General features: G+C 46.5%; 23 protein-coding genes. 15 read left to right on the forward strand and 8 right to left on the reverse strand.

The window, feature by feature from the left end; translation table 11 throughout:
- Positions 1-116 precede the first annotated feature (116 nt).
- The 5 genes from ACRD7A_RS03665 (at position 117) to ACRD7A_RS03685 (ending at position 3,284) form a co-directional block, all read left to right on the forward strand.
- Positions 117-611, forward strand: coding sequence for a DUF4199 domain-containing protein (locus ACRD7A_RS03665; RefSeq protein WP_430810941.1), 495 nt, complete (start codon positions 117-119; stop codon positions 609-611).
- A 171-nt stretch (positions 612-782) separates the two neighbouring features.
- Entirely contained in the window at positions 783-1,130 is a 348-nt protein-coding gene (locus ACRD7A_RS03670; protein WP_430810942.1) for a type II toxin-antitoxin system RelE/ParE family toxin, read from the forward strand.
- Complete coding sequence (locus ACRD7A_RS03675) at positions 1,127-1,456, forward strand: helix-turn-helix domain-containing protein (RefSeq protein ID WP_430810943.1); 330 nt, start codon at positions 1,127-1,129, stop codon at positions 1,454-1,456. The genes ACRD7A_RS03670 and ACRD7A_RS03675 overlap by 4 nt, the downstream gene beginning before the upstream one ends.
- A gap of 22 nt (positions 1,457-1,478) precedes the next feature.
- Positions 1,479-2,249, forward strand: a complete 771-nt coding sequence (locus ACRD7A_RS03680; protein WP_430810944.1) for a DUF169 domain-containing protein — start codon at positions 1,479-1,481, stop codon at positions 2,247-2,249.
- 312 nt (positions 2,250-2,561) lie between these two features.
- Positions 2,562-3,284 (forward strand): NAD(P)-dependent oxidoreductase, encoded by a 723-nt coding sequence (locus ACRD7A_RS03685; RefSeq protein ID WP_430810945.1) that lies wholly within the window; start codon positions 2,562-2,564, stop codon positions 3,282-3,284.
- A 106-nt stretch (positions 3,285-3,390) separates the two neighbouring features.
- On the opposite strand, the gene ACRD7A_RS03690 is transcribed toward ACRD7A_RS03685, so the two are convergent.
- A complete protein-coding gene (locus ACRD7A_RS03690; protein ID WP_430810946.1) occupies positions 3,391-4,344 on the reverse strand; it encodes a metallophosphoesterase in 954 nt (317 codons plus the stop codon).
- Positions 4,345-4,439: 95 nt separating this feature from the next.
- On the opposite strand from ACRD7A_RS03690, the gene ACRD7A_RS03695 reads away from it, so the two are divergent.
- The 8 genes from ACRD7A_RS03695 (at position 4,440) to ACRD7A_RS03730 (ending at position 13,435) form a co-directional block, all read left to right on the forward strand.
- On the forward strand, positions 4,440-5,423 hold the full coding sequence (locus tag ACRD7A_RS03695; protein WP_430810947.1) for a glycosylasparaginase: 984 nt from the start codon (positions 4,440-4,442) through the stop codon (positions 5,421-5,423).
- A gap of 53 nt (positions 5,424-5,476) precedes the next feature.
- Complete coding sequence (locus ACRD7A_RS03700; protein WP_430810948.1) at positions 5,477-6,469, forward strand: Gfo/Idh/MocA family protein; 993 nt, start codon at positions 5,477-5,479, stop codon at positions 6,467-6,469.
- Between the two features lie 131 nt (positions 6,470-6,600).
- Positions 6,601-8,925 carry a glycoside hydrolase family 20 protein gene (locus ACRD7A_RS03705; RefSeq protein WP_430810949.1) on the forward strand — a complete coding sequence of 775 codons (2,325 nt, stop codon included), beginning with the start codon at positions 6,601-6,603 and terminating at the stop codon, positions 8,923-8,925.
- Positions 8,926-9,328: 403 nt separating this feature from the next.
- Complete coding sequence (gene mce, locus ACRD7A_RS03710) at positions 9,329-9,739, forward strand: methylmalonyl-CoA epimerase (RefSeq protein ID WP_430810950.1); 411 nt, start codon at positions 9,329-9,331, stop codon at positions 9,737-9,739.
- Positions 9,740-9,775: 36 nt separating this feature from the next.
- Positions 9,776-11,335: an acyl-CoA carboxylase subunit beta gene (locus ACRD7A_RS03715; protein ID WP_430810951.1), complete on the forward strand. Its 1,560-nt coding sequence runs from the start codon at positions 9,776-9,778 to the stop codon at positions 11,333-11,335.
- A gap of 11 nt (positions 11,336-11,346) precedes the next feature.
- Positions 11,347-11,706, forward strand: a complete 360-nt coding sequence (locus ACRD7A_RS03720; protein WP_430810952.1) for an OadG family protein — start codon at positions 11,347-11,349, stop codon at positions 11,704-11,706.
- Positions 11,707-11,712: 6 nt separating this feature from the next.
- Positions 11,713-12,144, forward strand: coding sequence for a biotin/lipoyl-containing protein (locus ACRD7A_RS03725; RefSeq protein ID WP_430810953.1), 432 nt, complete (start codon positions 11,713-11,715; stop codon positions 12,142-12,144).
- A 37-nt stretch (positions 12,145-12,181) separates the two neighbouring features.
- Positions 12,182-13,435, forward strand: coding sequence for a sodium ion-translocating decarboxylase subunit beta (locus ACRD7A_RS03730; RefSeq protein ID WP_430810954.1), 1,254 nt, complete (start codon positions 12,182-12,184; stop codon positions 13,433-13,435).
- A gap of 399 nt (positions 13,436-13,834) precedes the next feature.
- Here ACRD7A_RS03730 and ACRD7A_RS03735 read toward each other — a convergent pair whose 3' ends face one another.
- From ACRD7A_RS03735 to ACRD7A_RS03745, 3 genes are read right to left on the reverse strand one after another with little or no spacing between them, the layout of a single operon-like run.
- Positions 13,835-14,521 carry a DUF4377 domain-containing protein gene (locus ACRD7A_RS03735; RefSeq protein WP_430810955.1) on the reverse strand — a complete coding sequence of 229 codons (687 nt, stop codon included), beginning with the start codon at positions 14,519-14,521 and terminating at the stop codon, positions 13,835-13,837.
- A 19-nt stretch (positions 14,522-14,540) separates the two neighbouring features.
- Positions 14,541-16,925: an exopolysaccharide transport family protein gene (locus ACRD7A_RS03740; RefSeq protein ID WP_430810956.1), complete on the reverse strand. Its 2,385-nt coding sequence runs from the start codon at positions 16,923-16,925 to the stop codon at positions 14,541-14,543.
- 5 nt (positions 16,926-16,930) lie between these two features.
- Positions 16,931-17,743, reverse strand: a complete 813-nt coding sequence (locus ACRD7A_RS03745) for a polysaccharide biosynthesis/export family protein (RefSeq protein WP_430810957.1) — start codon at positions 17,741-17,743, stop codon at positions 16,931-16,933.
- A gap of 349 nt (positions 17,744-18,092) precedes the next feature.
- Here ACRD7A_RS03745 and ffh point away from each other — a divergent pair, with 349 nt between their 5' ends.
- Complete coding sequence (ffh, locus tag ACRD7A_RS03750) at positions 18,093-19,430, forward strand: signal recognition particle protein (protein ID WP_430810958.1); 1,338 nt, start codon at positions 18,093-18,095, stop codon at positions 19,428-19,430.
- A gap of 69 nt (positions 19,431-19,499) precedes the next feature.
- Complete coding sequence (gene folD / locus ACRD7A_RS03755) at positions 19,500-20,384, forward strand: bifunctional methylenetetrahydrofolate dehydrogenase/methenyltetrahydrofolate cyclohydrolase FolD (protein ID WP_430810959.1); 885 nt, start codon at positions 19,500-19,502, stop codon at positions 20,382-20,384.
- A gap of 156 nt (positions 20,385-20,540) precedes the next feature.
- Here folD and ACRD7A_RS03760 read toward each other — a convergent pair whose 3' ends face one another.
- The 4 genes from ACRD7A_RS03760 to ACRD7A_RS03775 all read right to left on the reverse strand — a co-directional run bounded on the left by ACRD7A_RS03760 (position 20,541) and on the right by ACRD7A_RS03775 (position 25,441).
- Positions 20,541-20,882, reverse strand: coding sequence for a DsrE family protein (locus tag ACRD7A_RS03760; RefSeq protein WP_430810960.1), 342 nt, complete (start codon positions 20,880-20,882; stop codon positions 20,541-20,543).
- A gap of 29 nt (positions 20,883-20,911) precedes the next feature.
- Positions 20,912-22,612 carry a UvrD-helicase domain-containing protein gene (locus ACRD7A_RS03765; protein WP_430810961.1) on the reverse strand — a complete coding sequence of 567 codons (1,701 nt, stop codon included), beginning with the start codon at positions 22,610-22,612 and terminating at the stop codon, positions 20,912-20,914.
- Between the two features lie 157 nt (positions 22,613-22,769).
- Positions 22,770-23,510, reverse strand: coding sequence for a DUF4197 domain-containing protein (locus ACRD7A_RS03770; protein WP_430810962.1), 741 nt, complete (start codon positions 23,508-23,510; stop codon positions 22,770-22,772).
- Positions 23,507-25,441, reverse strand: coding sequence for a YgiQ family radical SAM protein (locus ACRD7A_RS03775; protein WP_430810963.1), 1,935 nt, complete (start codon positions 25,439-25,441; stop codon positions 23,507-23,509). The genes ACRD7A_RS03770 and ACRD7A_RS03775 overlap by 4 nt, the downstream gene beginning before the upstream one ends.
- Positions 25,442-25,491: the final 50 nt, after the last annotated feature.

Below are 25,491 nucleotides of genomic sequence, written 5' to 3' on the forward strand. Positions count from 1 at the left end.
GGAAAAGTCTCTTTCCTTGACTTGGGGTATTATATTGCAATATTTTCCTGGAACATTTGGTCGGTTAAGCTGTTACAAAAGCGCCAATAAATTTCATATATTAAAGCGTTGGAACCATGAAAAAAATTGCGATAGAACTTAAGTGGGGCATCATCTTTTTTGCCATTATGTTACTTTGGGTAGTATTTGAGAAGATGATTGGCCTGCACGATGAGCGCATCGATCGCCACCATATCTTAACTAATTTCTTCGCCATCCCCGCCATTATTATTTATGTATTGGCGCTGCTCGACAAGCGCAAGAGTCTCGGCGGAGTCATGTCCTGGTCGCAAGGCTTTGTATCAGGGCTTATCATTGCCCTTATTGTAAGTTTACTGAGTCCTCTGGGGCAGTATCTAACGCATAGCTATCTGTCGCCCCATTACTTTTCCAATATAATTGCTTATACAGTGGAGCAGGGACAGCTGAGCCGCGAACAGGCCGAGGCATATTTCAACCTACGCTCGTACATTCAACAAAGTATGGTGGGCAGCCTGATTATGGGTGCTGTAACCGCAGCCATAATTGCCTTTTTTACCCGTAAGAAAGCCGATGATAATACTTATGCATAGAGGAGCAGGAGTATCTATTGCCTTGTTAGAATGCTGATTATAAGACATGTATTGAATGTGCATTGCTTGTATGCTTTTTGCTTTTATAGTTAGCTTTAAGGCATATAATACCTTGCAATGTTTCAATATATGGAAACATTCACTAACTTTGGATTGAAATAAGGGTCTCTTATGAAGCAGAAATTTGAGGTGATATTTCTAGATGAAGCCATTGATTTTGTAAACAGTTTGGACAGTAAATCACGCAATAAGATCTTCTATAACATCGACAAAACAAGATATTTAAATGACCCGAAACTATCTGAGAAACTCGAAGGTGAAATTTGGTATTTTAGGACAAAGTTTCTAACGCTTCAATATCGTGTGTTTGCTTTTTGGGATAAGACAGATAAGGTTGATACGTTGGTAGTAGCAACACACGGAGTTATTAAGAAATCAAATAAAGTTTCAAATTCAGAAATTGAAAAAGCAGAAAAAATTAGACAAGAATACTTTAATAATATAAAGCGCCAATCATGAACACGAAGGGAAGTATGAAGATGATGACTTTAGATGAGCTTAAAGATAAACATATCGGGAGAATAGGTTCTTCAGAACGAGACGATTATGAGTTTGAGCTGAAAGTTGAAGTTCTTGGAGCAATGATTAAAAGCGTAAGAATAGAACGTAACTTAACCCAAGAACAACTTGGGGAATTAATAGGTGTCAATAAATCTCAGATATCGAAACTTGAGCGCAATACGAAAAATGTTACAATAGAAACTGTGTTAAAAGTTTTTAGAGCCTTAAAGACCAACATAAAGTTTTCCATCGAAAAAATGGATGAAAATTACGGTCTGGCATAAAAAACACTAAAGTCAATATATCATGGAGGATCCGATAAGTAGCAAGTTAATTGAGGCCTTGAGATTTAAAATGCAGCCGGTGGCAATAATTCACACTGATGAAAAACCTGAAGAAGGACTGCATTTTAAGGAAGGAAGCAAGCGTGGTTGTGTGGCTTCTTTATTGGTGTCGGCAAGCAAGAAAGGCCGCCTTGCTTTTTTTGACCGTAATTCTTATGGTTGCCCCGGTGGAGGCACCGGTTTGGGCTTTGGCGATCGCTATGGGAAATTTCCCATCGAGTGCCTTTTGTCAACCGGCAATAAGGAGATGGCTCAGCAAATGGGGCGTGAAGGATCCATGATGATGGAGGGAGAACGGTTTTATAAGGACCCTAAGCTGGCGAGGAAATGGGTTGATTCGTTGCCCATGACCGATGTGGATGCCGAGTATGTGGTGTTTAAACCCTGGGAACAAGTCACCGAGAAGGATAAACCCGAGTTAATCGTCTTTTTTGCAAATGCCGATCAACTGTCCGCTCTGGTGGTGATGGCCGATTATAATCGGGGAAGTAATCAAAGTGTGGCGGCGCCCTTTGGGGCAGCTTGTCAATCAATCCTCTATGGCTATGCCGAAGCCAAGAAGGAAAATCCCAGGGGGGTGATGGGTTTTTTCGATATCTCACAGCGGTGGGCCGTTGATAGTGATATTTTGACCTTCACCGTTCCATTTAAATTGTATCAGGTGATGGAGGCAGGCGTGAAGGGCAGTTTCCTGGAGATGCATGCCTGGAAAAAACTACAGGAGCGCCAGTAGTATGGATGTTTTCAAATGTAGCGCAGAGGAATAAAGCAGGTTCAAAACTGCATATCCTTAAACCCTGCCTTTCAAAGCAGAAGCGTCTTCTGCATGGATATAGGCTTTAGCCATGACCTTTAATGTGTATATCACATATTTAATGATGGCAGTTGGGGCCGATTGATGCATACTGCACAATCCCATTAAGGGGGGTGTAAGTATTGCCTTTAAGCCTTTCCCCTTCGGTAATGGAAGTTAAAGCTTTTCCAAAGTTTTAAACTTTGGAAAAGATAGGATTTGCATAGTGAAAACACCTAAAAACATCGTGTAATGAAAGTATTAGTTGTAGGTGCAAGTGGTGCCACAGGAAGACATTTGGTCAACCAGCTTCTGCTCAGGAAGAATAAAGTTAAAATAATCGTCCGTTCAAAAGAAAATCTTCCGGAGGGATGGCATAACAACACTAGCTTAGAAATTATTACTGCAAGTATCCTTGAGTTGGGTACTAACGAATTAATGAATCATACAGCCGGATGTGATGCAGTTGTATCCTGCCTGGGGCACAATATTTCCTTCAAAGGTATGTTTGGTAAGCCCAGAAAGTTGGTGACAGAGGCAACTATGCTACTTTGTGATGCCATCAAAAAGCAACAACCTCAAAGGCCTGTTAAGTATGTTTTAATGAATACTTCCGGAAACAGTAACCGCGACTTGAATGAATCAATTTCCTTGGCTCAAAAATGTGTAATTGCCCTTCTGCGCTTATTGCTTCCGCCACATGCCGATAATGAACAGGCGGCTGATTATCTAAGAACCCAAATAGGTAAGGGTGATAGGTACATAGAATGGGTGGCAGTGAGGCCGGATGGTTTGGTAAATGAGGATGAAGTGAGTAATTATGAGTTATATCCCTCTCCAATCAGAAGCGCTATTTTTGATTCAGGAAAGGTAAGTCGCATCAATGTGGGACACTTTATGGCTGAATTGATAAACGACCATAAGCTTTGGAATAAGTGGAAGGGGCAGATGCCTGTAATTTATGCGAGCGACTGAATACAAGACATGTATGATGAAAGTAATTTACTTTTAAATTAAAGAACAATTGGGTTAGTCTCATCTCAATTCTCACATCTCATTCCTACTAACGAAAGACTAATCCTTACTTTCCAAAAACAAAGTGATCGGCTGAAGGCTCCTTTTCGCCGTTGTAGCGATAGGCGGCCAGGCGGCCGGTGCCGGTCACGCAAGCATCCACGCAGCATACGTTGGAGGTGGGGATCAAAGGGCCTCTTCCCATGCAGTAATGCCCTACAAACACCAGGGGTGCCTCTTTGGGATACACCGCGTAGTCGCTCATTATCTCGGTGGGGACGGTGTAGTCGGGCAACTCAAATTTATTACCATAGCTCAGCTCTTTAAATGTCTTGCCGGTGGGCGCGCACCACCATTTCACCCTGAAGCTGTCGCGTTTGATGTTATCGGCATCTTTAATCACCAGGTCGCGGGGCATTTTCAGCTCAACCCCTTTAATGGTTTCAGCAAAGGCCCGCCCCAGAGCCGTGTCGGTATCGCGCAGCTTCTTAAGGGTGCGTTTCTTTAGTTTCCCCTTACGATGCAGGTTACGAAGTTTGTCTATGTGGGCATCGTTCCAATAGGCATGTACTACCCGAATGCCGTTCAGCTCAAGGAATAGGGGCAGCGTGCGCAGCCACTTAATGTCTTTTTTCAGTGCCTCCGTATTCCCATGATATTCCTGCTCAAATTTATTCAGTAGCCTTGCATTGCTGTTTCCCGGAAGGCGCAGGGGTCGTCCTTTATCATCTTTCGTAAAATAGAAAATGGCATTGACCTCGTGGTTGCCAAGGATGGCCAGCGCGGTGCCGGCATTTACCATATCACGTATAGCATTAATCACACCTCGGCTGTTAGGCCCACGGTCAATAAAGTCGCCCACAAATACGGCCGTGCGGTAGGCATGCGTCCACACACCGTTTAGCAGGGAGTAGCCAAGTTTAATCAGCAGGTGCTGTAATTTCAGGTGATGGCCGTGTACATCGCCAATTATGTCGTAAAAATGTTCATCTTGGTGTGCTAGCTTGGAATTGGCCGTCATCCTATTCTTAATTTTGTTACATTTGGTTGTGCTGCATCAAAAATAAAAATTTTATATACTGTATCAGCATGCTTTGATTTAAAACAAACGAAAATATGAGTTCACGGAGAAATTTTATTAAGAAGAGTGGTTTGGCATCGCTGGGATTGCTGGCTGCCGGTGCACAGGCAAACAATATGAAAGCAGCAGCTTTTAAACGCAAACGTATTGTAAAACCGCTGGCTATTTCTACCTGGAAAAATGGTATGCAAGCCAATGAGGCAGGTTGGCAGGTGCTCAAAAGTGGCGGACGTGCTTTGGACGCTGTAGAACAAGGGGTGAAGGTGGTGGAAGCCGATCCCAATGATATGAGTGTGGGCTATGGCGGACGTCCCGACCGCGATGGCATTGTAACACTGGATGCCTGTATCATGGATGAGACAGGAAATGCAGGTTCGGTATGTGCGCTCGAAAATATTAAGCATCCCATATCAGTAGCGCGGCGGGTGATGGAGAAAACACCCCATGTGATGCTGGCGGGTGACGGTGCCCTGCAGTTTGCCAAAGAGGAAGGCTTTGTGGAGGAAAACATACTGACCGAGAAAGCTAAAAAGCAATGGCAGGAATGGCGCAAGACCTCTGATTACAAGCCCGTGATTAACATTGAGAATCACGATACCATTGGTATGCTGGCCCTGGATGCTAAAGGCGATATTTCGGGTGCCTGTACTACCAGTGGGCTGGCTTATAAGATGCATGGACGGGTGGGAGACAGTCCCATTATTGGTGCCGGCATGTATTGCGATAATGAAATAGGCGGAGCCGTTGCCACGGGCATGGGCGAGCTGGTGATGAAGACGCTGGGCTCCTTTTTGGTAGTTGAGCTGATGAATCAAGGCTTAAGTCCGCAAAAAGCGGTGGAAGAGGCCATTGCCCGTATCGTTAAAAAGATACCCGGGTACCAGGATTTTCAAATTGGTTATCTGGCCATTAATAAAGCCGGTGAGGTGGGTGCTTACAGCCTGCACCGAGGTTTTAATTATGCTTTATATGCCAATGATGAGAATCGGCTAATTGATTCGGATTACTATTTGAAATAGGCCACGGCTGGTTAAAATTTTGTATTGGATATTCACACACAAAAAAGTACACTATGCTCAAACGTATTAAATGGGGAATTATAGGTTGTGGTAATGTTACTGAGGTTAAAAGCGGTCCTGCTTTTAATAAGGTAGCAGGTAGTTCATTGCAGATGGTGATGCGGCGCGATGCCGAAAAAGCCAGATCCTACGCCGAGCGTCATGATGTACCGATCTGGACCAATGATGCCGATGCTTTAATTAACCATCCCGATATTAATGCCATTTATATTGCTACGCCTCCCGGGGCGCATGCCGATTATGCCATAAAAGCCATGGAAGCAGGCAAGGCGGTTTATGTGGAGAAGCCCATGGCAGCTACCTACGCCCAGGCACAGCAGATGCTGGCCTGTAGTGAGCATTGTGGGGTGCCTCTGTTTGTAGCCTATTACCGGCGTACTTTACCCGGATTTTTAAAAGTGAAAGAGCTGTTGGAAGCAGGCACGATTGGTCAGATGCTTTATGTGAATATGCGCCTGATACGATCAGCGCGGCCCCACGAAAAAACGGGGCAGGATACCTTCTGGCGACTGCAGCCGCAGCACTCCGGGGGGGGTATATTCTATGATCTGGCATCGCACCAGCTCGACTTTCTCGATTTCCTGTTTGGCCCTATCAAAACTGTGTTTGGTGTAGCCGCCAATCGCGGTGGGTATTACGAAGTGGAGGACACCGTGAGTGCCTCCATGCAGTTTGAAAATGGTGTGGTGGGAAGTGGCATCTGGTCTTTTGTGAGCTCTGAGAATACTGAAGAAGATGTTATTGAGATTGTAGGTACTCAGGGTAAGATTCAGTTCTCCGGCTTTCAGCATACACCCATTGTATTGTTTAAGGATGGTGATGTGATTGATTATCCCTATCTCAATCCCGAAAACATTCAGTATAACTTGATAAAACAAGTGGTGGAGACCCTGCAGGGCATAGGCGAGTGTGTTAGCACAGGGGCTTCGGCCATTCGCACCAACCGTGTGATGCAGAAGATTGTACAGGATTTCTATACGACCTGAGAAACGTGTTGCCGACAACCCCGAACTTTTTCCCGTCCTGAATTTTAGGTGGGGAGGTTTATCAATAATTAACTGCGTTTACCCTGGAACGAAATGAATAAAAAAGTAAAACAATTAATCAATAAATAAAAATGATACGTAAACAACATTTTCTTGCCTTTGCCGCCTTATTGGCCGGCCTGTTCATGGGGCAGACAAAGGCACAAACAACCGCTGACTACCGCGTGGTGCCCTTACCACAAACTATTAACGAGGTGGGGGGCGAAGCCTTTGTGATGAACGCCAAAACGGTGATCACCTATCCGGGCGATGATGCACAGCTGGCGCAAAATGCGGCTTTCCTGAGCGAGTACATCAAGGAGCAAACGGGATTAAGTCTGAAAACAAAGACCAAAGGAAGTAAAAACGCTATCTCCCTGCGTGTGGAGGCCAACGAGGACGCGCCGGAAAGCTATACAATAACAGTGGCTCAGCAGGGGGTTATCCTTACCGGAGCTAGTGCAGCCGGTGTTTTCTATGGTATCCAAACCCTTCGCAAAGCCATTCCGGTGCAGCAGGCCACTCAGGTGTCATTGCCGGCTGTCAGCATTGCGGATGCGCCTCGTTTTGCCTACCGGGGTATGATGCTCGATGTGGCACGTCATATGTTTTCGGTGGAGGAGATCAAGACCTATATCGACATGCTGGCACTGCATAACATTAATAACTTTCACTGGCACCTGAGCGAGGATCAGGGCTGGCGCATTGAGATCAAGAAATACCCACGCCTCACCGAGATTGGTTCAAAACGGAAAGAAACGGTAATTGGTCGTAACAGCGGCGTGTACGATGGTGAGCCTTATGGCGGATATTACACTCAGGAAGATATTAAGGAAGTGGTGGCCTATGCAGCTAAGCGTTACATCAATGTGATTCCGGAGATTGATATGCCCGGACACATGCTGGCGGCTCTGGCTTCTTACCCTGAGCTGGGATGCACCGGTGGCCCCTACGAGGTGTGGACGCAGTGGGGCATCTCAGATGATGTGCTTTGCGTGGGCAATGATAAAACGCTCACCTTCGTAAAAGATGTACTCAATGAGGTGATGGATCTGTTTCCTTCGGAGATGATTCATATTGGTGGCGATGAGTGCCCCAAAACGCGCTGGACGAAATGTGAGAAGTGTCAGGCACGCATCAAAGAGCAGGGGCTGGAGGCCGATGAGGAACACAGTGCCGAGGAGCGCTTGCAGAGCTATTTTATCAGCTATGCCGAGAAGGTAATCAACGAGCGGGGACGTCGTATGATTGGCTGGGACGAGATCCTCGAAGGCGGTTTGGCGCCCAACGCTACGGTGATGTCGTGGCGCGGCATGCAGGGCGGTATTCAGGCGGCGCAGATGGGCCATGATGTGGTGATGACGCCCAACTCACACGTCTATTTCGATCATTATCAATCCACCGATGTGGCACGCGATCCCCTTGCCATTGGCGGCTACTCGCCCCTGAGTCGTGTGTATAGCTTTGAGCCCGTACCGGCCAAGCTAAATGCCGAGCAGCAGAAGCATATTCTGGGGGCGCAGGCCAACCTGTGGACCGAATATGTGCCGGTGTTCTCACATGCTCAGTTTATGGTATTGCCCCGCATGGCTGCTTTGGCCGAAGTGCAGTGGATGCAGCCCGAGCATAAGGACTATGAGGCTTTCTTGCAGCGTCTGCTGAAGTTGATAGAGATTTATAAATTGGAAGGCTATAACTACGCCAAACACATCTACGATATAGAGGCATCCTTTACACCCAACGCTAAGGATGAAACCATTGATGTGCACCTGAATGCCCTTACTGATGGACCTATTTATTACACGGTGGATGGTACGGCTCCTGTAAAGCACTCGCCTGTTTACAAAGATGTGCTGAAGATCAATAAAAATGCTTCCATCAGTGCCCGTACTTTTCACAAGGACGGAGCCAGTCGTGTGTTGCGCGAAAATATCGTTTTTAACAAGGCAACTACCAAGCCTATTAAGGCATTACAGCCTGTAGATAAGCAGTATAGCTATGAGGGTATCAGCACCTTGGTAGATGGTTTGCAGGGCAATAACAACTACCGCACAGGTCGCTGGATTGCCTTTCGCGGCAACGATTTAGAGGCAGTAATTGATATGAAGCGCCCTACTGAAATACGCGAGTCCTCTATCACCACCAATGTGGTGAAGGGTGATTGGGTATTTGATGTGCGTAAGTTTGAGATTCAGGTGTCCGACGATGGTAAGGAATATCGCACGGTAGCTACACGCACTTATGCGCCTTTGGCAAAAGAGGATGCGGATGGAATAAAAACACATACGCTTAAGTTTGAGCCCGTGCAGGCACGTTATGTGAAACTTATCGCTACCACCGAGAAAGAGATGCCTCAGTGGCATGGTGGCAAGGGCAAAGCGGCCTACCTGTTTGTCGATGAAATTGTATTGAAATAATAAAGGCCTACTTACATTATTATAAAAACCCGGCAGGCGGATCGCTTGCCGGGTTTTCTGATTTTTGTTAGCACTGTTTATGATATAAATCAGCGTGGGCTTTTGATATAAAACTACTTTGAGCTTTTCGCTTGCGTTTTGAAAGATTAAATATCACTCTGCTCACAATTTTATACAGTATATCTATCAATTTGTAAGAAGGATCATCTTAGTCTGAATAACTTCGTTTGGGTCGATAGTTGAATTGCATATTCCTTATTTAGTTAATTTTAGTATTATTTAACCAAGATTTATAAGGTTAATATGTTTTAAAACAACCTTTTTTTAGGGCGAAAAATGAGGTTTAGCTTTGATTAGTTTTTACATTTGCTGAAACATTTTATTAAACAATAAATTATTAAAGATGAAACCAACGCATATTGAGCACATTGGGATTGCAGTGAAAGATTTGAAGGAAGCCATTCCTTTTTTTGAGAAGGTTTATGGTTTAGAGTGTTACGCCGTTGAGGAAGTAGCTGACCAGAAGGTGAAAACGGCTTTCTTTAAGGTGGGCGATACCAAAATTGAGTTGCTGGAGTCAACGGATCCTGAGGGACCCATTGGTAAATTTCTGGAGAAAAAAGGAGAGGGTATTCACCACATGGCATTTGCCGTTGAAAACCTGGCCGAAAAATTAACTTTTGCCGAGGAGCAAGGCGTTCGTTTGATTGACAAGGCACCCCGCAAAGGAGCAGAAGGTTTAAATATTGGCTTCTTACATCCAAAATCAACCTTTGGTGTTTTAACAGAGCTTTGCGAAGACCCCAATAAGTAATCCATTTTCTGACTATTAATTACTACTCTACTCTATATGTCAACTCAGGATAAAATTAAAAAACTTATTGATCTCCGCTCAGATGCTAAGCTGGGTGGAGGCGAAAAACGTATCGATAAGCAGCATGCCCAGGGTAAAATGACGGCCCGCGAGCGCATCGAAGTCTTACTCGATGACGGCTCTTTTGAAGAGCTGGATATGTTTGTTACGCATCGCTGTACCAATTTTGGTATGGAGAAAAATAAATTTCTAGGCGATGGTGTGGTTACCGGACACGGTACCATCGATGGCCGTGTGGTGTATGTATATGCCCAGGATTTTACCGTATTTGGCGGCTCACTGTCCGAAACAATGGCCCAGAAGATCTGTAAGATCATGGACATGGCCATGAAGGTAGGTGCGCCCGTTATCGGTATCAACGACTCGGGCGGCGCACGTATTCAGGAGGGGGTGACCTCCCTGGCCGGATACGCCGAGATCTTTGAGCGTAACATATTGGCATCGGGTGTAATACCGCAGATTTCCGCTATTTTTGGCCCCTGTGCCGGTGGCGCTGTGTATTCGCCTGCCTTAACTGATTTTATCATGATGACTGAAGAATCGTCATACATGTTTGTAACCGGTCCTAAGGTGGTGAAAACCGTGACCGGCGAAGAAATTACAGTGGCTGATCTGGGCGGCGCTGATGTGCATGCTTCTAAATCGGGCGTGGCACATTTTAAGGTTGAGGATGAGCAGGAAGGTCTCTTACTGATTCGTAAGCTGGTATCCTATCTGCCGCAAAACAATATGGAAGAAGCACCCGCACTTGAGTGTCACGATCCCATTGACCGCCTTGACGATGCCCTGAATGACATAGTGCCGGATAACCCCAACCTGCCTTACGACATGAAAGATATTATCTTTTCCATTGCCGATGAGGGGGAGTTTTTGGAGGTACACCGCAACTATGCAAAAAATATTATCACCGGCTTCTGCCGCATGGATGGTCAGTCCGTGGGAGTAGTAGCCAATCAACCCAACTATCTGGCCGGAGTACTTGATTGCGATGCTTCCCGCAAAGCAGCCCGTTTTGTGCAGATGTGCGATGCCTTTAACATTCCCATTCTAACACTGGTGGATGTTCCGGGCTTTCTACCCGGGTCGGGACAGGAATATGCCGGTATCATTATTCATGGAGCCAAGTTGATGTTTGCCTATGGTGAGGCCACTGTGCCCAAAGTAACGGTAACCATTCGCAAGTCGTACGGTGGAGCGCACGATGTGATGTCGTGTAAGCAGCTGCGGGGCGACTTTAACTATGCCTGGCCCATGGCAGAGATTGCCGTAATGGGCGCCAAGGGTGCCATTGAGGTGCTGGAGGGGCGTAATGTGGCCAAGCTCGAATCGGATGAGGAAAAAGCCGAGTATGTTCAGAAGAAAACCGAAGAATATGAAACGGCCTTTGCCAATCCCTATCAGGCAGCTTCCTATGGCTATATCGACGATGTGATAGAGCCCCGAAACACGCGCTTTAGAGTGATACGTGCCTTCCAGAACTTACAGACCAAGAAGGTGACGAATCCGCCCAAGAAACATTCTAATATTCCATTGTAAAATCAAGTACCATGACCTTATTAATTGTAGATTCAATGACCTGGACCATCACCGTTCTGGGATGGTTCATCGTCTTTCTGGCACTGGTATTCTTGATCGGGGTGTTTCTTACGGTTCCAAAAATTCTTAACTGGAGCCTGAAACGATCCCTGCGTAAAAAGAACAAGGACAATGTGAAGGAAGACGAGTCGGACGATGCCTGGACCATCACGGGCGAGACAAATGCGGCAATCGCAATGGCCATTCATCTGTATTTTAATGAAATGCACGATGAGGAGAGCAATGTGATTACCATTAAAGAGGTACGTAAGCGTTACTCCCCCTGGAGCTCCAAAGTGTATAGTTTTAACAATGTTAATTTCCCCAGATAGCAGGACATGAAAAAATTTAGTTTTACCATTCGAGGTAATAAATACGACGTTCACTTAAAGGATCTTGAGGAGAATATCGCTCAAATGGAAGTGAATGGCACTCAATATGAGGTTGAAATACATCAGGACGTAAAAAAACCTGTGAAAACACCTAAGCTGGTGCGCAAAGAGATTCAGCGTAAGCCGGGCGAAGGATTTATCACGAAAAATGCGGGTGGAGGTACCATTAAGGTGAATGCACCCCTGCCGGGTAACATCTTCAAAGTATTGGTGAAAGAAGGCGATGTAGTGAAAAAAGGCGATACACTGCTGGTAATGGAAGCCATGAAGATGGAGAATAACGTGCTGGCCGAGAAGGAAGGTACCATTACTTCGGTAAAGGTGTCGGTGGGTGATGCTGTGTTACAAAACGATGTATTAATTGAAATGGAACAGTAGGCTCCGGCTTGTGATATCCATTGTTTAAAAATTAATTATGAAAAGACTTATCACGCTTTTTGGTGTGTTATCCATCTTGTTTAGTCTGCAGTTTGTCGGGGGCGGCTTCGAAGCCATGGCGGCCGGTACTGAGGCGGGAGATACTTTTATGGATCACGCATCAAAGGGGCTGGAAATGTTTTGGAATTTCACCGGTTTTGCCAATGCGCATTACACCAATCTGATTATGATTGCAATCGGTTTGTTCTTCATTTATCTGGCCATTAAATACGATTACGAACCTTTGTTGTTGATCCCCATTGGTACGGGCGTTATTCTGGGTAATATACCTTTTTTAGCCGGTTATAAAATCGGTTTATACGAAGAGGGCTCAGTGCTGAATTACCTGTATTTTGGCGTTCAGCAAGGTGTTTATCCGCCCTTGATATTTTTAGGTATTGGCGCCATGACGGATTTCTCATCCCTGATATCCAATCCCAAACTGATGATTTTGGGAGCCGCAGCTCAGGTGGGTATTTTTGCCACTTTCCTGGGGGCTTCAGCCCTTGGCTTTACGCCACAGGAGGCCGGTGCCATTGGTATTATCGGGGGTGCTGACGGTCCTACAGCGATTTTCCTGTCGTCAAAGCTCGCACCTACTCTCATGGGTGCCATCGCCATCGCAGCTTATTCGTACATGGCTTTGGTACCGGTTATTCAACCGCCTATTATGCGCCTGATTATTCCCAAGCATGAGCGTACCATTAAGATGAAGCCACCACGTGCCGTGTCCAAGACAGAAAAGATTATGTTTCCCATTATCGGCTTGTTATTAACGACTTTCATATCACCGTCGTCCTTGCCGCTTTTGGGTATGTTGTTCTTTGGTAATCTCCTGAAAGAGTCGGGTGTTACAGAGCGACTGGCGGATACAGCCCGTAACTCCATGATCAATATTGTAACCATTCTGCTGGGAATTACCGTGGGTGCCTCTACACAGGCCGATTATTTCCTCACCACCGATTCATTGAAGATATTTGGTTTGGGTGCCGTGTCCTTTATGGTAGCTACCGCCGGAGGTTTGATTTTTGCCCGTCTGATGAACTTGTTTTTGAAGGGAGATAATAAGATCAATCCACTGATTGGAGCAGCAGGTGTATCCGCTGTTCCTGACTCGGCTCGCGTGGTACAGCACGAAGGCTTAAAGAGCGATCCCAATAACCACCTGCTGATGCATGCCATGGCACCCAACGTATCGGGCGTTATCGGTTCTGCCGTAGCGGCGGGTATATTACTATCTTTCTTGATGTAAAGAGATTTTTTACACAATATTAAAGGGCTTGTAACACCGTGTTGCAAGCCTTTTTATTTGCAATGATAAGCTGCGTAAATCAGCAATGAAGGGGGTACTGTTATCTGTTAAAGCTTTGTTTTTTGTTGTTATTCAACTGCGCTGCGGTTGTCTTGGGATGTCTGTTGTTGCCCAGTGCTTCACACCGGGCTATCCATATTCAATCCCTAACGGGATTGCGTTGTAATTTCGGAGTAAAGTTTTGTTCTAAATACATGTATTTTTGGATGCTGTGACCGCCCTAAGCTTCGTGTGGGGGTATTCACAGTCAATTCCTTCGAAATTTGCAGCCCTATGCATTGACAAGTTGCTTTATATGGTGCCCCACATCTTGAAGCTGAGCCATGAGTGGCCGCCCTATTAGTCCATGCGGCGGCATTTGATCACTACTTCATCATTGGCCATCAAATACAACTCCTGATTAAATCTAAAAAAGGCATTCACTTGTTCAAGTGCATTCAGATAGCTGCTTTCCAAAGCGGCGCAGGGGCACATCTTTTTAGTGGTGGATAGTTTTGTTATGGAAAGTCGATTACTACCCTCACTAGTGCTGATTTTACCCTTAAAATGATTGCAGCCCGCTGTGCCCATCACCGTCATGTTATTCAGGTTAATTTCCAGCGTCAGCTCACAGTTCATCGACAGTGGTTTTTGACCCTTTAGATCCATTACGCCCCAAATGTCGTAGAGAGCATGGGCCGGCGGACAATAGGCAGCCGAGTCAATGATCTCAGCTAGCTCATAGCTGATGGAGGAGGCATCGGCCGGTACGTCTGACCTTTTATGCGTGTTTATTGCAACGGTATAAGAAGTACCCGGGGTGTGAGTAAATCCCTTGATGGGGGCATAAAAATACTGCCAATGTTCTTGTTCAGATTTTCGTACCAGCAGGCATTTCATAGGACCTACACCTGTACAATCCACCTTGTAAGGTGCCACCTCATATACTACTTGTCCATTTGGTTTTGGTTGTGGCTTTTGCTTCTTCTGCAGGACTGAACAAGCGGCTAACAGTGCCGCACAACAAAATATTAATATCTGTTTCATTTCATTACTTTATTCGTTTCTACTCTTCGTAATATCCGTGACCGTATCCATAGCCATACCCGTATCCATAGCCGTAACCATATTTGTTGCGTCTGACTTGTATGTCGTTTAGTAAGATGCCGATATTACTTACATCTTCCTCCTGCATGTTTTTTATGGTTTGTGCCAATACCGATTTAACCGTATGTTGTTGCCGTACCAAAAAGATAAGGGTATCAGTATGCCGCGCCAGAAGATAGGGGTCGGACACAATACCCATGGGCGGTGTATCGATGATGATGATGTCAAAGTCGGCCTTTAACCTATCCATAAAAGCTTTGGTATTGGCGGCACTGATCAGCTCCGAAGGGTTAGGAGGGATATCACCCGAGGGTAATATAGTCAGGTTTTCCTGTCCTGAAGGAACCAGTATTTCTTCGTAAGCTACTTGCCCTATCAGATAGTTGGAGATACCCTTTTTATTGTTGATGTCAAGTATCTTATTTAAACCGGGCTTACGCAGGTCAAAGCCCAGTAGGGCCGTTTTCTTGCCACTGAGGGCAAAGGCAGCCGCTGTGTTAAGGGCACAGAAGGTTTTACCTTCGCCCGGCATAGATGAAGATACACCAATAATGGGTGAGGCAACGCCTTTATTCATGAACTCAATGCGTGTGCGTAGTCGCCTGAATGTTTCGGTCACCACCGACTTGGGGTGAGACTCCACAATGTTGTGCTCTTCTTTGCTATTATGAATAATATTACCCACAATGGGCAAGGAAGTAATGCGCTCGATATCTTCGGTGTCAATTACTTTGTTGTTAAGGAGCTGGCGCAGGGCTAAAAAAGCCAGCGGAATGATCAGTCCCAGCAGTAAGGCTTTTTGTTTGTTACCTGTTTTATTGGGGGATACCTGTCCGGCAAAACGGGCGCTTTCCAGTACCTGATGATCGGGTGTATTGGAGGCCTTCTGTATCTGTGCCTCCGATTGCTTACGAAGCAGATAAGTATATACCTCGTTGCTCAAGTCAAATTTCCGCTCAATACCCAATAACCGACGCTCTGTTTCGGGCAGGCTGTATAGCTCCTTTTCATTTCGTACCTTCTCGGCCATCAGGCGGATGCGGTTGTCCTCAAACACCTTCAGCTGGCTGGCAATGGTCTTCAAAAGGGTTTTGCGGGCTATATCAATCTGGTTTTCCAACTCTTTGTTGGCCAGGTTACCCGCCTCACCGTAAGAGCCTATCAGCGACAGCCGCTGTGAATTAAGATCGATAATGGTCTTAACCTGTTCGCTCAACATGGTATTTTCCATCTCGTACATGGCCGGTGCCAGCACATTGTTCTCATCAATTTCGTCGGAGAAATAATTCTGCAGGTATAAGAAATAGCTGCGCTTAATCTCCAGCTCCGTCAATTTCTGCTCCACCTCCTGCATGCCGCTAAACAGGTACTCAGCCTTGGCCGATACGCTTTGTATGCGGTTGTTAGTTCGGAACTGACTGAGTTCTGAGCCGGTCAACTGCAGGGAGTCGGCAATTACCAGCAATTGCTGACTGATAAAGTCTATGGTATTGGTGGCAATGAGGTTTTTCTGTTTTAGGTTATTGGCAATGAATACGCTGGCCAGTTCATTAAGGAAGACCTGGTTTTTTTCGTTGTTTCTGCCGGTGACAGACACCCGTATGATGGAAGAACCTTCGCGGGGCGGTTGCGCTATCAATCGGCTCTTAAAACTGGCAGCCAGCTGTCGTGGATGGTTAAATACAAAGTACTGCTCAGTACCACTGTTGTAATGCGTGCTACGGGGTACAATCTTAAAAGAGGCCCAGGGGGTGGTCACCATTTCGTTGTAGGTTACGGTGGCTTCATACTGGATTGGGCCCACGGTGCTGCCTTCACGTTCTCCTTTGTACACGTGGGTGCTGCTCATCTTCTCAGTATTGACCAATACCTTGCACTGTCGCTCGTTGAGCGGTAGTATGTAGATGGGTGTATTGAGCAGCTGCGGGTAGGTGGAGTCAAACTCAATGTGGTAATTGGTATTGCGGTACATCTCGGTGTTTTTCAGGCGCCCTTCGGCAAAATAGCTGACGTGAAAATCCAGCCGGTCGATGGTTTGTTGCACCACGTCCCACGAGGTGAGTATGGCCACCTGATTATCGATGCTGCGCTGTCCCGGGGTCAGTCCAAAACCCTGCATCAGGTCTTTGTTAGGCATCACATCACCCCGTTCCTCCATCAGCAGGGTAATGGTGGTGCGATAGACCGGATGTACATAGCGGTGTATCATAAAAACCACAAACAGACTCAGCGGTATGGTGATGGCAAAGAGCCACCAGAAATGCAGTAAGTCTTGAATAAAACGTTTTATATCGATATTAAAAGGCGAGTTGTTGCCTTGCGAGGGATGTGATTGAGGCAGCATAAAATTTATTTAATAATAGCATCAAGGGTCAGGTAAAGGGCCAGAGCGGTGGTGATCAGCCCCAGTGAAAAGGATTCGCCAATGCCCAGCTGTTTGGCGCGCATCGGACGGACGTACAAAAGGTCGTTGGGGTAGATATAGTAATACTCCGAATTGACGATGTTTTTATCGGTCAGATCCACCTCGTAGGTAACCGGACCGTCGGGCAGCTGACGCACCAGCTTCATCTTTCGCTTTTTACCAAAAGGGGTTGTCCCTCCGGCCATGGCCACAGCTTCAAATATGGTGACTTGCTCCTTTTGCATGGTCTGTACCCCTTGCTTTCGGAATTCGCCCAAGGCGGTAAAGGTGTTGGAAGCCAGTTTAAACGTGAGGTTATATTCCTTTAGGAAAGGTTTCAGGGCTTCCTGTACCCGTGTTTTCCCCATTTTCACATTACAGCCCGCCAGATTAATCTTACCCACGTAAGGGAAGTCGATGTTCATGGAGTCATCGATCTGGTAATAGAAAAAATTCTGATTGCGTTGCGCGTTACCGCCTCCACTGCTGCTCGATTGGTTGAAAAACTCCGATAGCTTTGGATCCGGGGTTGAAACATTGATGAATAAGTAGTCGTTGGGCATCAAAAAATACTTATCGGTGATGTTAGTGCCCGGGCCAAAGGGATTTTCATAATTTCCTTTTGTGCTCTTATCCTGCAATAATATGTACTCTTTTTGAGGAATGCAGCCACTTAACAAAAAGGTAACTACAAAAATACTGATGATGGTTGGCTTATAGTAGCGCATGGGTTTGATAGGATGGATATTATTATTCATTGCCTGAAGATTCGCCTGTTAATTGTTATTTCGTTCAGGTAAAAGAACGATTTTGCTTATTAATATGCGCAAAAATAAGGTTTTATTTCTCTTTATAACCATAATACCGACGACAATGCACTGAACTTATCACAATCGTTATTTTATCTTTAAAAAACATTTGCTGGTAATGGGGGATGAATTCGCATTCTATGTATTTGTTCATCAGACTCATGCGTTGATGTATTTGCTTTGTGTCCGTAGCAAGACAGGAATCCAATGAGGGAAACTATCGCTTAATAGTAAAAAACTGCGGACTATCTCTTATTATTTTTTTAATTTTGCAGGAAAATTTAAAATCGTCACAGGAATGTTTGAAAATCTGAGCGAAAGGCTTGAGAGGTCCTTTAAACTATTGAAAGGTGAGAGTAAAATCACCGAACTAAATATTGCCGAGACACTTAAGGATGTTCGACGTGCACTGTTGGATGCCGATGTTAACTATAAAACCGCCAAAACCTTTACCGAAACCGTGAAGAACAAGGCCATGGGTCAGGATGTTCTGAATGCTGTGAAGCCGGGAGAGATGATGGTGAAGCTGGTGCACGATGAGCTAGCCGTTTTAATGGGCGGTACTTCCATCGATATTGACCTGAAGAATAATCCCAGTATTATACTGATTGCCGGTTTGCAAGGATCGGGTAAAACGACTTTTACCGGTAAGTTGGCCAACCTGCTGAAGACCAAGCGGGGTAAGAATCCGTTATTGGTGGCAGGCGATGTGTATCGTCCGGCGGCCATCAATCAGCTGCAGGTATTAGGCGAGCAGATCGGCGCTACTGTATATACCGAGGAGGGATCCAAGGATCCGGTGAAGCTGGCCACCGACGGTATTAAGCTGGCCAAGAAGGGGGCACACGATGTGGTGATTATTGATACCGCCGGTCGTCTTGCCATCGATGAGCAAATGATGGAAGAGATCTCTGCGGTTAAAAAAGCCGTTAATCCCGATGAAATTCTGTTTGTGGTGGATTCCATGACGGGTCAGGATGCGGTAAATACGGCCAAAGAGTTTAACGATCGTCTGGATTTCGACGGGGTGGTGCTAACCAAGCTCGATGGTGATACTCGCGGTGGTGCGGCCTTGTCCATCCGTAGCGTGGTAGATAAACCCATTAAGTTTGTGGGTACGGGTGAAAAAATGGAAGCGCTTGATGTGTTCCACCCAAGCCGTATGGCCGATCGTATATTGGGTATGGGTGATATCGTTTCGCTGGTGGAGCGTGCACAGGAGCAGTATGATGAGGAAGAAGCCCGTAAGCTGCAAAAGAAAATCGCTAAAAATCAGTTTAATTTCGACGATTTCCTGAAGCAGATACAACAGATCAAAAAGATGGGTAACCTCAAGGATCTGGCAGCCATGATACCGGGAATGGGTAAGATGATGAAGAATATCGATTTCGATGATGACGCCTTTAAAGGTATCGAAGCCATCATCCGTTCCATGACACCGGCAGAGCGCGAGCAGCCTGCTATCATCAATGGCAGTCGCAAGAAACGTATTGCTTCCGGTAGCGGTACATCCATACAGGAGGTGAACCGACTCATAAAGCAATTTGATGATACACGCAAGGTCATGAAAATGATGACCTCGGGCAATAAAATGGGCAAGATGATGGGTAAAATGCCCATGGGACGGCGTCGATAAATAAAGAAAAGAGAAAAAGAAGCACGCTTGTGCTTCTTTTTTTATATAGTAACCCCTAAAATAAACAGCATGCAACTGATTGATGGAAAACTAACATCGAAAGAAGTACGTAAGGAAATTGCGGCCGAAGTGGCGGAATTAAAGGCCCGCGGCGCCAAAGTACCTCACTTGGCGGCCATATTGGTGGGGCACGATGGAGGAAGCGAATCGTATGTGGCCGGAAAAATGAAGGCCTGTGAAGAAGTGGGTTTTAAGTCGAGTCTTATACGTTTTGAGCAGGAGGTGACAGAAGCCGAGTTGCTAAGCCAGGTAAAGGCCTTGAATGAGGATCCCGATGTGGATGGATTTATTGTTCAGCTGCCACTGCCTAAGCATATTGATGAAGAGAAGGTTAACGAGGCTATTGATCCCCGAAAGGATGTGGACGGCTTCCACCCGGTTAATGTGGGGCGTATGGCCATTGGTATGCCGGCTTTTGTATCGGCTACACCCCAGGGTATCATGGAGCTGTTAAAGCGCTACGAGATAGAAACAGCGGGTAAGCACGTGGTGGTGATTGGTCGTAGCAATATTGTGGGACGCCCTATGAGTATCCTGCTGTCGCAAAAGGGAAATCCGGGCAATGCCACCGTAACAGTAGCACACAGTCGTACAGCTAATCTTAAAGCCTTATGTTTGGATGCCGACATTATTATCGCGGCCATTGGTGTTCCGGGCTTCGTAAAGGGTGATATGGTGAAAGAGGGTGCTGTGGTGATTGATGTGGGTACCACGCGTGTGCCGGCCACCGATACCAAATCAGGATGGCGCTTAAAAGGAGATGTGCTCTTCGACGAGGTGGCGCCCAAATGCTCCTATATCACGCCTGTTCCGGGTGGTGTGGGTCCCATGACAATTACTTCGTTAATCATCAACACGCTTAAGTCGGCCAAGAAAGAGATTTATACTGAGTAAGTAAATATATATAGGATCTTGCTTATCGGATGATTCGGCCATTGCTTGTGCGTGCTGTTATTCTTTCGATGGGTGTTAAAAAGTTACAAGCCAAGATATAATGCACTGTCTCATTGCTGATAAAGTGCATTTTACCTTGGCTCATTTATTTTGTAACTATAAGGTCAATACCTTTGTGGCATCGCTTTGTAAGGTGATGATATCGGGCATGGTACCCTTGTGGCCGGCCACAATGTTATCAATACCGTAATGATCGAGGCAGGTAGAACAGACGATCATTTTCACTCCGCGCTCCTGCAGGGTTTGCAGCTGTCCGGTAAATTCACTGTTCTCCGCCACTATCTTTACCCCCTCATTGTAAAAGGCGATAAAAGCCGGCTGTCGGTTATCCCGTATCAGAATGTTAAAGTATTTACCCAATAGCTCAAGGCTCAGGGCGGGATCGCCGTTGCCCATACCCTTTTGGGCAATTATCAGCAGGTCACAAAGTTTCTTCATCTTCGTTTTGTTTTGTGTATGTTGTTAAATTAAAACCTTAAGTCCAGCTTATCAACGCGCTTAATAATAGCTGTTTGACTGCGTCCCAAAAGGAGCGCTATTTCCTTCACTGTTTTACCTTGTATATACAGTTGCTTGAGTTCTGCTTCCTCGCTGCGCGACCACAGCTGATTACGCCGTGGGGCTTTGGGGCGGGGTTTGCTATTGCGTGCAAAGGCATTCACATCGTTGTCCACGCTTTCATGCTGATGGATATGATAGCCGCTGGGCAACAGATGCAGGGGGATGTGCAGCCGTGCCTTGGTACGGGTAGCGGCTACATATAGCAGGTTAATCTCTTCGGCAAGGGTGTCAGCACTTAGTTCCTGCGCCTTAAGGGCTGGCTTTAAGTCCATGATTTGCTGCTCGTTAATAAAGTCATCCGTAAGAAATACTTCATCGTATTCCAGCCCCTTGGCTTTGTGTACGGTGGAAAACACCATCTCGGCGCGGTGTTTATCGGCCTCGTCCACACAGCAGGTTTTAATGCGATTTAGATAGTAAGGGATGTCTTTATTGTAGGTCTGCACCAGGTCAACCAAGCCTTTTAGTGAGGTGTCGGAAGTCTCTTCCAAATAGTCTTTTAAGTGGTCGAAGGACGGCATAGTCTTCAGCAGGTCATCTTTAATCAAATGACGCTGATTATTATACAGATTCAGTACATCATAAATGGAGCCGCCGTCGTCGGAAAAGGTGTAGGAGCTTAATTGCCCCTCAAAATAGATGCTATCAATGTCTTTTCGTTGTACCAGCAGCTCAATGGCCTTGGTTACCAGCTTGCTGTTGGAGCGGGCCAATAGGAGGCGTGACTTGATTGCGTTATGCACCCCCAGACCCTGTATACGGGCTTGGCTTATCTGGCCAATCTCTGTTTTCCAGCCCAGTATGGATTTGGCCAATCGGGCTATTTCCTGATTGAAGCGAAAGCTATTGCTCAGGTTTAATGAGGGATAGCTGATTTGCTGGAGTGCGTTTACGGCATAGCGCCAACCGTAGATCTGTTGATGTTGGTCGCCAATGATAATGATCTTAGCCCTTTGTTGCAGCACGGTATCCAGCATGGCACCCGAGGCATCCTGTCCTTCATCAAAAAGAATATAATCGTAAGGTAGGGAGGGTTTGCTGAGTTGAAATTGTTTCAGGTAAAAATCGTGTATGATAGGTATCTCGCCCCGTTGCATTTTGGCCAGAAATAGCCGGGTGTAATGGGCGATGGCATCATAATACTGCGTGGCAAAGTCCAGGCTTTCCGCACTGGTGAGGGTCTCCAGGTAATCGATATCCAGTACTTTCCTTGCTTTTGAATTGCAAAAGTAGCGCACGAACAGCCCAATATGGCTGGCCATCTTCAGGTGCGATAAATCGCCAGCACTAGGTTGTATACCCAGTATCTGCACAATCTCATGGGGTTTGTAGTCGAAACGTAAGCGGTATTGCCGATAGGGAGCCAGGTATTTATAGGCCAGTGAATGGGCTGTTTCCACCCGTACATGCGTCAGTTGCATCTGCGCAAGTTTCTGTTCGGCCTCCAGTTTCACCGACTTGTTAAAAGCCAGGTAGAGGATGGAAGCTTTAGGGCGCCGCCGTGCATATTCCATAATGGTGGTCGTTTTGCCTGAGCCGGCCACCGCATTTACTTTCAGGTTGCCATCGTGGTCAATAATGGCTCTTTGTTCATCACTTAATTGCATTCACCGTTTCAATTATTTCCGGATGTTACAGCCCATCCTGGGTAATCCGTCTTTAGCAGCGTGTTGGATATATTTTATAAAAGGGTGCTCTATCGCATGGTACCTAAAAAAACCGTTCCGTAAAGAGTTTATTAATAGGAGCATTCAATACCTACTGCTAGCTGCCAAAAACACGTTTTAAGAGGGCGTTAACACGAGCCTGAGGATTTTCGCGGATGGCAGCTTCCTCCTGGGCAATTTTTACGAACAGGCCATTCAGGGCCTCTTGGGTCAGGTAAGTATCCAAATCGACCTTCACCGCATTAAGGCCGGCCATTTTACCCAGGGGGTTATCGGCAATGCGGTTCCATTTGTTGGTCATGGATTCCCACGATGCATTGGGGGAGATGCCGGCAGCTATTTCCTTATCCAGTGCGGCCTCTATCTTTGGCTGGTATAGCTCGAAGAGTGCGTCGTAGGTGTTTTCTTTCAGATAATCGGTGGCAGCGCTTGGCTCACCCTTCAACAGGGTAAAGGCATCGCTTATGCTCATTTGCCGGATGGCCTCCCAAAATACAGGACCCGCTTCGCCTGCCGCCTGTTCGGCTGCCCGGTTGATATGCCGCAGTACATCTTCAACAAGGCGCTGGCCACCGGGTATTTTACCGGCATTTTCCACAATAATATCGGTCTGAGGAGGCAGCTGTATTTTCACCAGGGCATCGCCGTAATAGCCATCCTGCTGTCCAAGGCGTGCGGCTGCCGAATCGGTGCCCACGCGCAGGGCTTCTTTCAGGCCTTGAGCCACTTCATTTTCCGTAAGTGGTGCATTGGTGGTGTAGGTATCCATCACGGCCGTCAGTTCAGCGCAGGCGCACAGGGTGAGTAAACTTAGTCCGTAGAATATTTTTTTTATCATGATCTGTATTTCTTTGGGTGCTTAGTATTCGTTTTGTGTTTCTTGTGCTTGCCTTTGCCCGCGGGCTTAGGTGCCGGCTTCCCATCCTTGTCGGGAAATAGCTTTTTCAGCATATCGAAACGCTTGAAATTCTTAAGCCGCTCTTTAATTTTGGCTTGGTACTCTTTCTTGTACCAAAACAGGTACATTCGCTGCTGTAATTTCTCGTTTTTAGTGCGGGGCGTATAAGTTTCTTCCAGGGTATAGGGATGCACGCCGGAATAATAGATAACGGTAGCCACTGTCATGGGGGTTGGGGTAAAGTCCTGTACCTGTTCCAATTTAAAATCCATATCGTGCGTCTCACAGGCTAGGTTAGCCATATCCAACTCTTCGCTGCCCGGGTGGCTGGAGATAAAGTAAGGGATGATCTGCTGATTTAGTTTTTTGGCTTTGTTAATGCGATCGAAATCGGCCTTGAACTTATGAAACAGTTTAAAAGTAGGCTTGCGCATGATTTTAAGCACCTGATCGGAGGTATGCTCAGGTGCTACCTTCAGGCGACCCGATACATGGTGCTCAATCAGTCTTTGCATATACCGTTTATGGCTCTCTTTTTCATCAGCCGATGCCATGGGGTTGTATAGCATGTCGTAACGCACTCCGCTGCCGATAAAGGCTTTCTTAATGTTAGGATGCTGACTCACCTGTTCATACAATTCCGTCATGGCGCTGTGGTCGGTATTCAGGTTGGTGCATATGTTGGGATGAATACACGACGGACGGGTACATCGCTCGCAGATGCGCAGGTTTTTACCGGCCATGCGGTACATATTGGCACTGGGGCCGCCCAGATCCGACAGGTAGCCCTTAAAATCAGGCATCTGGGTAATGGCATCCACTTCTTTCAGGATACTTTCCTTGGAGCGGGAGGCGATGAACTTGCCCTGGTGGGCCGAAATGGTGCAGAAGCTGCAGCCGCCAAAGCAGCCCCGGTGCATATTCACCGAGAATTTGATCATTTCAAAGGCAGGAATTGCTCCTTTGGCCACGTAACGCGGGTGTGGCAATCGTGTATAAGGCAGGTCAAAGGAGGCGTCCATCTCGCGGCTGGTCATGGGTGGATAAGGCGGATTGATTACCACCTTGTGTTCGCCTGTGTCCTGACTGAGTCGCGCAGCATGCCAGCGGTTCGATTCTTCTTCGATGTGCCGGAAGTTACGGGCATATTTTATTTTATCGGCCAAACAGTCTTCATGACTATTCAGTACAATGTCTTTCCAGTTTTTATTCTTGGGTAAATCACTCTCTTTGGCTTGTAAAAAGGCGGTTTGAGGAATTGTTTTCAGACTTTCCATCGGCACGCCGCGATCCATCAGGCGGATGATCTCCAGCAGCGGTTGTTCACCCATGCCATATACCATCAGATCGGCCCGTGCATCGGCCAGTATGCCGGGCCTTAGTTTGTCTGACCAATAATCGTAGTGACTTACACGCCGCAGAGAGGCCTCAATGCCGCCCAGCAGCACGGGTACATCGGGGAAGAGGTCTTTCAATATATTACAATATACCACCGAGGCATAATCGGGTCGCTGCCCTGCACGACCGTCGGGCGTATAGGCATCATCAGAGCGCAGACGTCGGTTGGCCGTATAGTGGTTGACCATGGAGTCCATGGCACCGGCAGTCACTCCAAAGAAATAGTTAGGGCGTCCCAGCTTTTTAAAGTCCCGCAGATCATCGCGCCAGTTGGGTTGAGGCACAATGGCAACCCGCAAGCCATGGGCTTCCAGCAAGCGACCGATCACGGCGGCTCCAAAAGCCGGGTGGTCAATATAGGCATCACCGGTAAAAAGAATAACATCTATGCTATCCCATCCGCGGCGTTCTACTTCCTTGGCAGAGGTAGGCAGCCAGTCCTCCATCTTATTCTTTCGCTCAGTTTTTATCATATCAGGGGCAAATGTAGCTGAATTTTAATTATCTTGCTTTCCGTTCGGGG

The organism is Carboxylicivirga longa, assembly GCF_050589825.1.
GTDB lineage: Bacteria > Bacteroidota > Bacteroidia > Bacteroidales > Marinilabiliaceae > Carboxylicivirga > Carboxylicivirga longa.

Bases quoted from the DNA above. Each gene is read 5' to 3' on its own strand.
- ACRD7A_RS03685 (WP_430810945.1), top strand. From the start codon at position 2,562: ATGAAAGTATTAGTTGTAGGTGCAAGTGGTGCCACAGGAAGACATTTG.
- ACRD7A_RS03725 (WP_430810953.1), top strand. From the start codon at position 11,713: ATGAAAAAATTTAGTTTTACCATTCGAGGTAATAAATACGACGTTCAC.
- ACRD7A_RS03665 (WP_430810941.1), top strand. From the start codon at position 117: ATGAAAAAAATTGCGATAGAACTTAAGTGGGGCATCATCTTTTTTGCC.
- ACRD7A_RS03705 (WP_430810949.1), top strand. From the start codon at position 6,601: ATGATACGTAAACAACATTTTCTTGCCTTTGCCGCCTTATTGGCCGGC.
- ACRD7A_RS03720 (WP_430810952.1), top strand. From the start codon at position 11,347: ATGACCTTATTAATTGTAGATTCAATGACCTGGACCATCACCGTTCTG.
- ACRD7A_RS03765 (WP_430810961.1), bottom strand. From the start codon at position 22,612: ATGCAATTAAGTGATGAACAAAGAGCCATTATTGACCACGATGGCAAC.
- ACRD7A_RS03680 (WP_430810944.1), top strand. From the start codon at position 1,479: ATGGAGGATCCGATAAGTAGCAAGTTAATTGAGGCCTTGAGATTTAAA.
- ffh (WP_430810958.1), top strand. From the start codon at position 18,093: ATGTTTGAAAATCTGAGCGAAAGGCTTGAGAGGTCCTTTAAACTATTG.
- ACRD7A_RS03695 (WP_430810947.1), top strand. From the start codon at position 4,440: ATGAGTTCACGGAGAAATTTTATTAAGAAGAGTGGTTTGGCATCGCTG.
- ACRD7A_RS03715 (WP_430810951.1), top strand. From the start codon at position 9,776: ATGTCAACTCAGGATAAAATTAAAAAACTTATTGATCTCCGCTCAGAT.
- ACRD7A_RS03740 (WP_430810956.1), bottom strand. From the start codon at position 16,925: ATGCTGCCTCAATCACATCCCTCGCAAGGCAACAACTCGCCTTTTAAT.
- ACRD7A_RS03690 (WP_430810946.1), bottom strand. From the start codon at position 4,344: ATGACGGCCAATTCCAAGCTAGCACACCAAGATGAACATTTTTACGAC.
- ACRD7A_RS03745 (WP_430810957.1), bottom strand. From the start codon at position 17,743: ATGAATAATAATATCCATCCTATCAAACCCATGCGCTACTATAAGCCA.
- ACRD7A_RS03670 (WP_430810942.1), top strand. From the start codon at position 783: ATGAAGCAGAAATTTGAGGTGATATTTCTAGATGAAGCCATTGATTTT.
- ACRD7A_RS03775 (WP_430810963.1), bottom strand. From the start codon at position 25,441: ATGATAAAAACTGAGCGAAAGAATAAGATGGAGGACTGGCTGCCTACC.
- ACRD7A_RS03770 (WP_430810962.1), bottom strand. From the start codon at position 23,510: ATGATAAAAAAAATATTCTACGGACTAAGTTTACTCACCCTGTGCGCC.
- ACRD7A_RS03700 (WP_430810948.1), top strand. From the start codon at position 5,477: ATGCTCAAACGTATTAAATGGGGAATTATAGGTTGTGGTAATGTTACT.
- ACRD7A_RS03675 (WP_430810943.1), top strand. From the start codon at position 1,127: ATGAACACGAAGGGAAGTATGAAGATGATGACTTTAGATGAGCTTAAA.
- mce (WP_430810950.1), top strand. From the start codon at position 9,329: ATGAAACCAACGCATATTGAGCACATTGGGATTGCAGTGAAAGATTTG.
- ACRD7A_RS03760 (WP_430810960.1), bottom strand. From the start codon at position 20,882: ATGAAGAAACTTTGTGACCTGCTGATAATTGCCCAAAAGGGTATGGGC.
- ACRD7A_RS03730 (WP_430810954.1), top strand. From the start codon at position 12,182: ATGAAAAGACTTATCACGCTTTTTGGTGTGTTATCCATCTTGTTTAGT.
- folD (WP_430810959.1), top strand. From the start codon at position 19,500: ATGCAACTGATTGATGGAAAACTAACATCGAAAGAAGTACGTAAGGAA.
- ACRD7A_RS03735 (WP_430810955.1), bottom strand. From the start codon at position 14,521: ATGAAACAGATATTAATATTTTGTTGTGCGGCACTGTTAGCCGCTTGT.